At 68.7% G+C, this 11,934-nt stretch carries 7 protein-coding genes; 3 read left to right on the forward strand and 4 right to left on the reverse strand.

All coding sequences use genetic code 11. From position 1 onward, the window contains the following. Positions 1-34 precede the first annotated feature (34 nt). Positions 35-2,062, forward strand: coding sequence for an ASKHA domain-containing protein (locus KNW02_RS05180; protein ID WP_216032202.1), 2,028 nt, complete (start codon positions 35-37; stop codon positions 2,060-2,062). Positions 2,063-2,151: 89 nt separating this feature from the next. Here the strand turns inward: KNW02_RS05180 and groL are convergent, their stop codons facing one another. Both groL and groES read right to left on the reverse strand, forming a co-directional pair. After that, on the reverse strand, positions 2,152-3,798 hold the full coding sequence (gene groL / locus KNW02_RS05185; RefSeq protein ID WP_216032203.1) for a chaperonin GroEL: 1,647 nt from the start codon (positions 3,796-3,798) through the stop codon (positions 2,152-2,154). Positions 3,799-3,849: 51 nt separating this feature from the next. Then, a complete protein-coding gene (gene groES / locus KNW02_RS05190; RefSeq protein WP_216032204.1) occupies positions 3,850-4,137 on the reverse strand; it encodes a co-chaperone GroES in 288 nt (95 codons plus the stop codon). A 202-nt stretch (positions 4,138-4,339) separates the two neighbouring features. Between groES and KNW02_RS05195 the strand changes: the two genes are divergently transcribed. Further along, a complete protein-coding gene (locus tag KNW02_RS05195; RefSeq protein WP_216032205.1) occupies positions 4,340-5,359 on the forward strand; it encodes a TraB/GumN family protein in 1,020 nt (339 codons plus the stop codon). A gap of 21 nt (positions 5,360-5,380) precedes the next feature. Here the strand turns inward: KNW02_RS05195 and KNW02_RS05200 are convergent, their stop codons facing one another. Then, positions 5,381-7,312 carry a monovalent cation:proton antiporter-2 (CPA2) family protein gene (locus KNW02_RS05200; protein WP_216032206.1) on the reverse strand — a complete coding sequence of 644 codons (1,932 nt, stop codon included), beginning with the start codon at positions 7,310-7,312 and terminating at the stop codon, positions 5,381-5,383. After that, the gene (locus KNW02_RS05205) at positions 7,312-10,362 is read right to left on the reverse strand and encodes a hypothetical protein (RefSeq protein WP_216032207.1); all 3,051 of its coding nucleotides are present in this window, start codon (positions 10,360-10,362) and stop codon (positions 7,312-7,314) included. Before KNW02_RS05205 ends, KNW02_RS05200 begins: the two co-directional genes overlap by 1 nt. A gap of 190 nt (positions 10,363-10,552) precedes the next feature. On the opposite strand from KNW02_RS05205, the gene KNW02_RS05210 reads away from it, so the two are divergent. Continuing rightward, positions 10,553-11,446 (forward strand): SIMPL domain-containing protein, encoded by an 894-nt coding sequence (locus KNW02_RS05210; RefSeq protein WP_216032208.1) that lies wholly within the window; start codon positions 10,553-10,555, stop codon positions 11,444-11,446. Positions 11,447-11,934: the final 488 nt, after the last annotated feature.

Consider the following 11,934-nt stretch of genomic DNA (forward strand, 5'->3'; position numbering starts at 1 on the left):
GCCGGCTAAGCCTGTAGCCAAGCGCGAGGAAACCATGGCCGACGATCCCCTTGTCATCTTCACCCCTTCGGGCAAGCGCGGACGGGTTCCCGCCGGAACCCCGGTTCTGGAGGCGGCGCGGCGGCTGGGCGTGGATCTGGATTCGGTCTGCGGCGGCCGCGGCATCTGTTCCAAATGCCAGGTCGTGCCGGGGCAGGGGGCATTCCCCAAGCATGGCGTGACCGTGGGCGAAGGGGCGCTGTCCGAATTCAACGAGGTCGAGGCGCGCTATGACCGGATCCGCGGGCTGAAACCGGGGCGGCGGCTGGGCTGTCAGGCGCGCGTCCTTGCGGATATGGTGATCGACGTTCCGCCCGAGAGCCAGCTTCACCGCCAGGTGATCCGCAAATCCGCGATCGAGCGGGTGATGGAGATGGACCCGGCCGTGCGCCCCTTCTATGTCGAGGTGACCGAACCCGCGCTGGACGACCCGACCGGCGATTTCCAGCGGCTGGCCGCCGCCCTTGCCGGGCAATGGCGGATCGAGGGCCTGCAGGCCGATCTGCCGGTGCTGGCCCGCCTTCAGCCGATCCTGCGCAAGGCCGGCTGGAAGGTGACGGCCGTCCTGCGCGATGACGGGCGCGCGCCGCCCTTGCTGATCGACCTGCTACCCGGGCTGCTGGAGGGGCCGCTTTACGGTCTGGCCATCGACCTCGGTTCGACCACGATCGCCGGGCATCTGGTGGCGCTGGATGACGGGCATGTTCTGGCCTCGTCGGGGCTGATGAACCCGCAGATCCGCTTTGGCGAGGACCTGATGAGCCGGGTCAGCTATGGCATGATGAACCCGGGCGGCGCGGCCGAGATGACCGCCGCCGTCCGCGCCGGGCTGGGCGACCTGGCGCGGGCCCTGGCCGATGAGGCGGGCGTGGCGGCGGGCCTGATCGTCGAGGCGGTGATCGTCTGCAATCCGGTCATGCATCATCTGCTGCTGGGGATCGACCCGGTCGAACTGGGTCAGGCCCCCTTCGCGCCGGCCAGCTCGGACGCGCTGACGGTGCGCGCGGCGGATCTGGGTCTGGAGATTGCCGGTTCCGCGCGCGCCTATCTTCTTCCGATCATCGCCGGGCATGTCGGGGCGGATGCGGCCGCGGTGGTCCTGTCCGAGCAGCCGCAGCAATCGGACAAGCCGGTCCTGATCGTCGATGTGGGCACCAATGCCGAGATCATTCTGGGCGACAGGAGCCGGGTTCTGGCCTGTTCATCGCCGACCGGCCCCGCCTTCGAGGGCGCCCAGATCAGCAGCGGCCAGCGCGCCGCACCAGGTGCGATCGAGCGGCTGCGGATCGACCCCGAGACGAAGGAGCCCCGCTTTCGCATCATCGGCGTCGATGCGTGGTCCGACGAGCCGGGCTTCGATGCGGCCGCCGCGGCGGTCGGCATCAGCGGCATCTGCGGATCGGGAATCATCGAGGCGGTGGCCGAGATGCGCATCGCCGGGCTGGTCGATGCCGGCGGGCTGATCGGATCGGCGGAACAGACCGGGACCGCGCGCTGCATTCCGCAGGGGCGGACCCATTCCTATGTCATCCATGACGGACGGGACACGGGTGGGCCGCTGATCGCCGTCACCCAGGGCGATATCCGCGCGATCCAGCTGGCGAAATCGGCGCTTTATGCCGGGGCGAGGCTGCTGATGGACGAATTCGGCATCGACCGGGTTGACCGGGTGGTGCTGGCCGGGGCTTTCGGGGCGCATATCTCGCCCCTGCACGCGCTGGTTCTGGGGATGATTCCGGATTGTGCGCCCGATCATGTGACCAGCGCCGGCAATGCCGCGGGGACCGGCGCGCGTATCGCGCTGTGTTCCCGGGCGGCGCGGGGCGAGATCGAGGCCGAGGTCCGCCGCATCACCCGCGTCGAGACCGCCATAGCCCCACGGTTCCAGGAGCATTTCGTGGCGGCGAATGCCATTCCCCATGCCATCGATCCCTTCCCGTCGCTGGCCGCGGTGGTCACGCTTCCGGGGATCCGTTTCAACGCCGGTGCCGAGGGCGACCGGCCCCGCCGGCGGCGGCGCTAGCGGCACCTTCGGTCGGACCGGTCGCCGCAACGAAAAAGGGCGCCCCGTGGGGCGCCCTTTCCCTGTCTGCCAAGGGGCAGGGGCGATGATTACATCATGCCGCCCATACCACCCATGCCGCCCATGTCGGGCATGCCGCCGCCGGCACCTTTCGGCTCGGGCTTTTCGGCGATCATGGCTTCGGTGGTGATCAGCAGGCCGGCGACCGAGGCCGCATCTTCCAGCGCGGTGCGCACGACCTTCGCCGGGTCGATGACGCCGAACTTGAACATGTCGCCATATTCTTCGGTCTGGGCGTTGAAGCCGAAGGTCTTGTCGTTCGATTCGCGGACCTTGCCGGCCACAACCGCGCCGTCGACACCGGCGTTCTCGGCGATCTGGCGCATCGGAGCTTCCAGCGCGCGGCGCACGATGGCGATGCCGGCTTCCTGATCCGAGTTCTCGCCCTTGGCGCCTTCCAGCGACTTGGCACCCTGAACCAGAGCGACGCCGCCGCCGACGACGACACCTTCCTGAACGGCCGCGCGGGTCGCGTTCAGCGCGTCATCGACGCGGTCCTTGCGCTCTTTCACTTCGATCTCGGTCATGCCGCCGACGCGGATCACGGCGACGCCGCCGGCCAGCTTGGCCACGCGTTCCTGCAGCTTTTCCTTGTCGTAGTCCGAGGTGGTTTCCTCGATCTGCTGGCGGATCTGGGCCACGCGGGCTTCGATCTCGGCCTTTTCACCCGAACCATCGACGATGGTGGTGTTGTCCTTGTTGATCGAGATCTTCTTGGCGGTGCCCAGCATGTCGACAGTGACGTTTTCCAGCTTCATGCCCAGGTCTTCGCTGATCACCTGACCGCCGGTCAGGATGGCGATGTCCTGCAGCATGGCCTTGCGGCGATCGCCGAAGCCCGGTGCCTTGACGGCCGCGATCTTCAGGCCGCCGCGCAGCTTGTTGACGACCAGCGTGGCCAGGGCCTCGCCCTCAACATCCTCGGCGACGATCAGCAGCGGCTTGCCCGACTGGATCACCGATTCCAGCAGCGGAACCATCGGCTGCAGCGAAGACAGCTTCTTCTCGTGCAGCAGGATATAGGCGTCTTCCAGTTCCGCGATCATCTTGTCGGCATTGGTGACGAAATAGGGCGACAGGTAGCCGCGGTCGAACTGCATGCCTTCGACGACCTCGACTTCGGTCTCCATGCCCTTGTTCTCTTCGACGGTGATGACACCCTCGTTGCCGACCTTCTGCATCGCCTCGGCGATCTGCTGGCCGATGAACGACTCGCCGTTGGCCGAGATGGTGCCGACCTGCGCGACTTCGGCGCTGTCGCTGACCGGGCGCGAGGCGGCCTTGATCGCCTCGACGACCTTGGCGGTGGCCAGGTCGATGCCGCGCTTCAGATCCATCGGGTTCATGCCGGCGGCAACCGCCTTCATGCCTTCGCGGACGATGGCCTGGGCCAGGACCGTGGCGGTGGTGGTGCCGTCGCCGGCCTCGTCATTGGTGCGCGAAGCGACTTCGCGGACCATCTGCGCGCCCATGTTCTCGAACTTGTCGGTCAGTTCGATTTCCTTGGCGACGGTGACGCCGTCCTTGGTGATGCGCGGGGCGCCGAAGGATTTGTCGATGACGACGTTGCGGCCCTTCGGGCCGAGGGTCACCTTGACCGCGTCGGCGAGGATGTTGACGCCTTTCAGCATCCGGTCGCGGGCGTCGGTGTTGAACTTGACTTCTTTACCAGCCATTTGAATCTCCAGAAGTTTTCAGTGAAGGTGCGTGTCGTGGGTGGCGGCCGATCAGCCGATGATGCCCAGGATGTCGCTTTCCTTCATGATCAGCAGTTCCTCACCGTCGACGGTGACTTCGGTGCCCGACCATTTGCCGAACAGCACGCGGTCGCCGGCTTTCACCGCGGGGGGGATCAGCTCGCCCGAATCCTTGCGCGCGCCTTCGCCGACCGAGATGATCTCGCCTTCCGCGGGCTTTTCCTTGGCGCTGTCGGGGATGATCAGACCGCCCTTGGTCTTTTCTTCCGATTCGACGCGGCGGACCAGCACGCGGTCATGCAGCGGTTTGAATGCCATGAGAGAACACTCCGTGTTTCAGGTTACAGTGTCGTTGTTGGCACTCGATTGGTCTGAGTGCCAATGGCGCTGATCTAGGCAAGACGCGAGGCTCTGTCAACGATCCCGTGTGGAAAATCGTCGGGTGCTGGCTGCCCGCCGGGATCTGTGCAAGTTTCGGCCCGAAGCCGGGGCGGCCGCGCCCCGAAGGAGATGAAAGGTGATGCGGATGCGTCTCGGATCGGTTGTCGCGCTATTCTGGATCGGCCTTGCCCGGACGGTCGGGGCAGGCGAATGCGTCGGCACAAATCTTTTCGAGGCGATGCCGCCAGAGCGACTGGCCCGGATCGAGGCGGCCGTGGCGGATGTGCCCTATCATCGGGGCCTGCTGTGGCGCGCGACGAAGGGCGATCAGGCGATCACGCTTGTCGGCACCTATCACTTCGGCGATCCGCGCCATCAGCCGCTGCTTGACCGGCTGGCGCAGCCGCTGGCCGAGGGGGCGGCGCTCTATGTCGAGGCGGGACCCGAGGAGGAGGCCCGCCTGACCCGCGCGCTGACCGAAAACCCCGACCTGATGGTCAATGCCACGGGCCCGACCCTGCCCGAGCGGCTGACGGCCGAGGAATGGTCGGCCCTGTCCAGCGCCATGTCGGAGCGCGGCACGCCCGCCGTCATCACCGCGAAGCTGCGGCCATGGTATGTGGCGATGATGCTGGGCATTTCGCCCTGCATGATGGAAGGCCTCGAGGCCGGCGACCCCGGGGGGTTGGATTTCCTGCTGGTCGACCGGGCCGAGGCGCTGGATGTCCCGATCCGGGCGCTGGAGCCCTGGGACACGATTTTCACCCTCTTCGACGAGATGACCCCGGGGCAGGAGATCGACATGATCCGCGCCTCGCTGCCGGCGGCCTCCTATGCCGATGACTATGCGGTCACGCTGACCGAATCCTATTTCGAGGGCGATGTCTGGAAGATCTGGGAATTCGGGCGGTTCGATGCCTATGCGAATTCCGGCCTCGACACAGCCACGGTGGACGAGCAGATGCGTCTGGCCCAGACCCAACTGATGGACCGGCGCAACCAGAGCTGGATCGCGCCGCTGACCGAAGGGGCCAGGTCGGCCGCCGCGCGTGGCAAGGGCATCGTCGCGGGCTTCGGCGCGTTGCATCTGCCGGGCGAGAAGGGGGTGCTGCGGCTGCTTGAACGGCAGGGCTGGACGATCGAACGGCTGGACGGCTGACCCGCCGCCTGCGGCATCGGTTCAGAAGCGCCCGCCGAGCCGGGGATTATGGGCCGTTCGGCTGAGCCCGTGTTCCGGCTCTTCCTCCTCGTCCTCGTCGCGGCGGATCGCGGCGGCGGCCGGACCATGGGCGAAACGTTCCATCAGGGCGTTTTCCAGATCACGGTTCAGTTCGCGGCTGCGCTGGATGTATTCGGGATTTTCGTCCAGCGGCACACCGGGCTTCCAGACCTCGGCCAGTTCGCGCAGCGATACCCGGTCGAGGCGGTAGAAAATCCGTTCGAGTTCGGATGCCTCGTATTCGGATAATCCTGTGTTTTCCAACACATAACGCCCAACCCTGAGGGAGCTGTCGAAGGTTTCGCGGACGATGTCATCGGCGCCGGCGCGGTAGAGTTCATAGACATTCACCCGGTCGCGGGCGCGGGCGATGATATGCAAGTCGGGCCGCCGCTCGCGGGCGAAATGGATCAGCTTCATATTGGCCGCCGGATCGTCCATCGCGGCGACGAGGATCCGGGCCTTGTCCAGCCCCGCGGCTAGCAGGATCTCGGGCCGGGTCGGGTCGCCGAAATATCCCTTGAAACCAAAGCGGCGCATCAGCTGGATGATCTTCAGGTCGTGGTCAAGAACCGTGGTCTGAAAGCCGGACATGGTGACCAGCCGGTTGACCACCTGACCAAAGCGGCCGACCCCGGCGATGATGATCGGCTGCTGGTCCTCGATCTCGTCCGGGGCTTCGGCGGCGCCGGCCTCGGACAGCCAGCGCGTCATCAGATCGTGCAGGATGAACAGCAGCGGCGTGACCAGCATCGACAGCGCGACGATCAGCAAGACCGATTGCGCCAGCGATCCGGGCAGGATCGCCAGGGCGACGGCATAGGAGATCAGCACGAAGCCGAATTCGCCCGCCTGCGCCAGCGACAGCGTGAAAAGCGAGCGATCCCGGGGTGCCATCCGCGCCCCGCGCGCGATCAGCAGCAGGATCACCGCCTTCACCGCGATCAGCAGGGCGGTCGCCGACAGGATCGGCAGCGGCCGGTCGAACAGGATCTGGAAATCCATGCCGGCGCCGACGGTGATGAAGAACAACCCCAGCAGCAGCCCCTTGAAGGGCTCGATCTGCGACTCGAGCTCGTGCCGGAACTCGGACCCGGCCAGCATCACCCCGGCAAGGAAGGTGCCCAGGGCCGGCGACAGCCCGACCAGGATCATCAGCGAGGCGATGCCGACCACGATCAGCAAGGCAAGCGCGGTTTCCATCTCGCGCAGCCGGGACGAGACGACAAAATGGAACAGCGGCCGCACCAGATACTGCCCCAGCACCACCACGGCGACGACGGCAGCCAGCGTCATCAGCGTCGCACCCCAGGCCGGCAGGCCGGCCATGAAGACCTCGCCGATATGTTCCTCGCCGCCCGAGTCCGCGCCGCGGCTGCCGAAGGGGGCCAGCAGCGGCATCAGCGCGATCATCGGGATCACTGCGATATCCTGCATCAGCAGCACCGAAAAGGCCGAGCGTCCGCCGGCGGTCTGCATCAGCCCCTTTTCGGACAGCGTCTGCAGCACGATCGCGGTCGAGCTGAGCGACAGGATCATCCCCAGGGCGATCGCCGTCGGCCAGCCCTGCCCGAAGGCCATGGCAAGCGCGGCGACACCGGCAAGAGACAGCAGGATCTGCGCCCCGCCCAACCCGATCAGCCGGTGCCGCATGTTCCACAAGTTGCGGGGCTGCAGTTCCAGGCCGATCAGGAACAGCATCATGACGACGCCGAACTCGGCGAAATGCTGAAGATCCGACATCTGGTTGCCGGTCAGGTTCAGGATCGGGCCGATCAGGATGCCGCAGATCAGATAGCCCAGAACCGAGCCCAGCCCCAACCGGGTCGAGATCGGCACGGCGATGACCATGGTAAGCAGGTAGACCGTGGCCAGTAGCAGGAAGTTTTCCATTACTGTCCGTTCAGCACCGACAGTTCCTGTGGGCGGCCGCCCTTCACATAGGTGATGCGGCTGTTGCCGATCCCGGTGATGGTGCCGCCGTTGATCCGGTCGCCCAGCCGCAGCGTGATGATGCGGCCATTCGACAGCCGTACCAGCGCCCGGCTGGCCTTGCCGGCGCCGACGGTGCCGATGATCTGGGTGCGGTTCAGCGTGATTCCGTCCGCCACCGTCGCGGCGGTCGCGGCCGAGCCCTGTCCACGCCCCTCGGGGATCTTCGCGGCCACCTCGGGTTCGTTCTCGGCCTCGGGCGGGGTATAGGTCTGCTTGCGCGCGGCGGCGGTGCGGGCCTCGGCCTCGGCCTGCGCCCGGGCACGGGCTTCGGCCTGGGCGCGTTCGCGGGCCTCGGCCTGGGCATCCGCCGCCGCCTGGGCGCGGGCCCTGGCCTCGGCCTGCGCCTGAAGCTCGTCATCGATGCGGCGCTGTTCGGCTTCGCGCTGCTGGGCCTCGGCGGCGGCGCGAAGGTCATCGGCACTGGGGGCCGAGGGCGTCGCCGCCGCCGCAACGGCTGCCGCAGCGCCGCCGATCCGGCGTGGCGGCAGGGCAGATGTGCGAAGCGCCGTCAAAGCGACGGCGCCGGGCAGGGCGGTACTGTTGGCGACGGCGGCGGCGATCGCATCTTCGACCGCACCGCTGGACAGGCTTGGATTGCCGGGACCGGGGTCCTTGCCGCCACGGGCAAGCACGGATCCGGGCCGGGTCGGGGGCCGCGCCGAGCGGCCCAGACCGTCCCGGTTTCCGGCCGGCGCCGCGACGGCGGCTGCAGGCTCGCGCGGGGATGGGCGTTCGGAGGCGGCGACGGCTTCGGCGACCGCCGCCCGCACGGCGTTGTCCGAGGCTTGCGATACCGCCACCGGCTTGCGCACTGGCCGGGCGTCGGCCAGCCGGATCAGGACCTCACGCTCGGCCCGGTCGAGGCCCGCCTGTCCTGCCTGCGCCGTCCGCAGATCCCGCAGCAGGTCTTCGAGAAAGGCCCGCTCGGCGGCGGTCAGCCGGACCGGGGCACCGTCCTCAGGGGCGCTGCCCTCCTCCAGTTGCGTATGCCGGTCCGGGCGCGCGGGCGGGCGGCCCGACGATCCCAGCGGTTGCGCATCGTCCGATCGGGCGGGTTGTGCCGGCTGGGCCGCGGGCGCGGCGGCCGGAACCGGCGTGGCCGCGGGCTGCGCGACCGGTGCTGCCGGGGACCGGGCCGCTGCCGGGCGTCCGGGCGGGCGGGTGCCGGCCATTGCGGGCGCGCGGGCCTGATCGGGCTGCGAATAGGGCAGCGGATTGGCGGGAACCACGGGGCTGCGATCCGGGGCCGCCGGTGCCGTGGTGCGGACCGGGGCATTCGGGGGGCGGAGCGAGCTGCGAAGCTGCCCGGTCGATGCAACCCGCGATGCGCTCTGGCCCTGAGCCTGGGCGGCCGCTTCCGAGGTCGCGGGCGAGGCCGGCGCAGGGGCGGCGGCGCCTGCGGAATCCGCCACCACCCGGTCCGAGGCCGCCGTGCCTGCCAGCGCCTCGGTCAGCGCCAGCGTCAGGGCATCGGTCGGCGTGGCTTCGGCTGATGGCGTCTCGGCATCGGCCGGGGCGACGGCTTCGGCCGATGCGGAGTCCACCGCCGCCTCAGGATCGGCCTGGGCCTCCGGCGGCGCCCCGGTCCCGGGCGTCGCGGCCATCTCGTCCGGGGCAGGTCCGTCCGCTGCGGTGTTCGGGTCGGTGACGGCGGGTGCCTGACCGTCCAGCGGTGCGGGATCGGCTGCGGCTTCCACCGCCGTCTCGGGGGTGGCTTCGGCGGGCGCGGTCATCGTGGCGGGCGCATCCGCGGGCGTTTCGGCAAGCGTTTCGGCGGGCGCTTCGGCGGCGACCTCCGGCACGTCCGCGGCGACGATGCCGTTCGCCGGGCCGGCGGGCTGCGCCACCTCGACCATCTCGCGTTCGACAGGCTTAGGCTGCGGCGCAGACCCGCCGCCGAACAGCATCAGCACGGCCACCAATCCGATGACCAGCACCCCGATCATCGCCGGCAGGCGCCCTGGCCGGATGCCGCGCAGCCGGGTCACCAGCCCGGAAGCAGTCAGCGTCTCGGGCGCCGATTGCGAGGCGCGGACGGCGCGGGCCTCGGCCGCACGCTCATGCACGGCTGCGGCTCTGGGCGACAGGCGCGGCGCATTGTCGGCCGCCTTGCGCTCGCCGTGGCGGATGACCGCCGGGGCAGGGAACTCCGAAGATGCGTCGTCCGGCGTGGCGGCCGCGTTGTCACCGGCGGCTGCCGGTAGGTCCTGCAAGGGCTGCACCGGCGCGCTGTTGTCCGCGGTCTCGGCGGCAGCCGGTGCCGGCGTCGGGGCGACCGGGACAGGTGGCGCGACATGATGGGCGATGATGCGCGACACGACCGGTGCGGGCGGCGCCTCGGGTGTCGCTTCGGCGGTCTTGGCGGGTTCGGCCTCATCGATCACCGGGGCGGTGATGCGGGCCTTGCTCAGATCGGTCGCCCCGAAGGGTCGGCGCGCCGCATCCTCGGTGGCAAGGCGGCTGGGGCCGAAATCGGGATAGCCCTCGAAGCGGGCGTCACCGGGCCGGGCCAGAAAGCCCGAGGGGCGGAAGCCCTGGGCACGGGCGAAATCCTCGGCCTCGTCCAGCGTGCGCCGGGCCACGGCCGCGACCCGCAGGGTCTCGATGTCGCCGCTGTCCGCGGGGCACCAGTCGAAGGCCAGGTCCTCGGCGCGGCAGGGGGTGATCGCCTCCAGCGCCCGGCCGATGACCGCCGGCGTGTCCGAGCCGAACGGAACGCTCAGCGTCGTGTAGAGAACCTGATCGTCGGGGATCACCAGCACCGTGTCGGCACTGTCGCTGCCGTCGCCGGCCTCGGCGCGCAGGGCCTTGAGGCTGGCGGCCATCTCGCGCCCGGCGAAGCGGACCTGTCCCAGCAGGCGCCAGCCCGTGCCGTCGCGCCGTTCCAGCAGGACGGCCTCCTGCGTGAAGCTCATGGCGAATTCGGGTGCGGCAATGTGCTGGTTCATCTTGTTGTTGGTCGCTCGATGGGAATCGCGGGTCCCTTTGCCGCGATATGGTGGGCTTTGCCATGATCTACCGCAAATTGTGGTGTGAGAAAAGCGTGTCTGGCGCATCTGTGAACGCTTTTCCATGAAACGCGATGCCGGGGCGCAGCGTTCTGGTGCAGTTTCATCCTCGATGCAAAAGGACCCTCAGATGATCCATCCCTTCCGCGCCTCCGGCCCGGCCGCCTTCACCGCCTCGGGGCTGCTGGTTTTGCTGCTGTCCGGCGCCGCCCTGGCGGCCCCGGACAAGGCCGGCCAGACCGGCCGCGCCATGCCCGCTCACTGCGGCCCCGCCGGGGCGATGCAGTCCCGCCTCAGCGTGACCGGCGAGGGCGAGGTCCGGGCCGCGCCCGACATGGCCAGCATCCAGCTTGGCGTGACCAGCCAGGCCGACAGTGCCGCCGAGGCCATGCGGCAGAATTCCGACCGCCAGGCGGCCGTGATCGCCGCCCTGACATCGGCGGGAATCGCCGCGAGTGATATCCAGACCTCGGGGCTGAACCTCAATCCGATGATGGATTACGGCGAGGGGCAGGCGCCGCGCGTCACCGGCTATCAGGCGGGCAACATGGTGACGGTGCGCGTGGTCGAGATTGCGGGTCTGGGCGCGGTGCTGGACGCGATCGTGGCCGCCGGCGCCAATGAGATCGGCGGCATCGGCTTCGAGTTGCGGGACAGCGCCGAGGCCGAGGATGAGGCCCGCCGCGCCGCCGTCGCCGACGCCCGGCACAAGGCCGGGGTGATGGCCGAGGCGGCCGGCCTGCGGCTGGGACCGGTCCTGCATCTTGGCGATGGCAGCCAGCCGGAGGTCCCGCGCCCGATGATGCGGATGGCGGCCGAGGCCGCCGGCGCGAGCGGTGTTCCGGTGCAGGCGGGCGAACTGGCCATCGGTGCCACGGTGCAGATGGAATTCGCGCTGATCGGCAAGGGCGATGACTGCAAGCCGAGGCGCGACCGCAAGCGCAAGGGAGCGGACCCCGATAAAACGATGGGCGACGAGGCGAATCCTGAACAGGAGAACGACCCCGGAAATGAGATGAGGTAGTTTTCACAACAAGCTGAAAATCAGCATGTTTATTCATCAGTATTACCTCTTGGATTAGGGCGGTGCCTGCACCATCCGGGGCAGATCCGGAAACCTCGTATTGACGGGCCGGCTCCGCAACGAGGGTCCCGAACGGTTCGGGAAAAGGGGCGGGGCGAAGGGCCTTGCGGCGCAGACCTCGGGCATCTCGGATATGCCCCTCCGCGCCTCATGCCTGCCGGGCAGGGCCGGTTCATGGCCGGCCTGGCAGGCGCCCCGGCACGGCTTCCTGTTCAGAGGCTGGTTGGCAGAATCTGGAGGGTTCTGTGAGGTCGCGTGGCGGATCGGGGGCGTCTTGGCGCGTTCCGCGACCTCATTGAAGCCGGATTGAACGAAGCCGCGGTCCGGTTTGGCGCTATGGGAATTGTGGTGTTTGGGCAGGCCGGGGGTGTTGTGCGCGCCGACGGGCATGGCGGTGAATGGCAGCAGCCCGGGTGCTGCCGGTGCCG

It is taken from the genome of Paracoccus marinaquae (genome assembly GCF_018860165.1).
GTDB classification, from domain to species: Bacteria; Pseudomonadota; Alphaproteobacteria; order Rhodobacterales; family Rhodobacteraceae; genus Paracoccus; species Paracoccus marinaquae.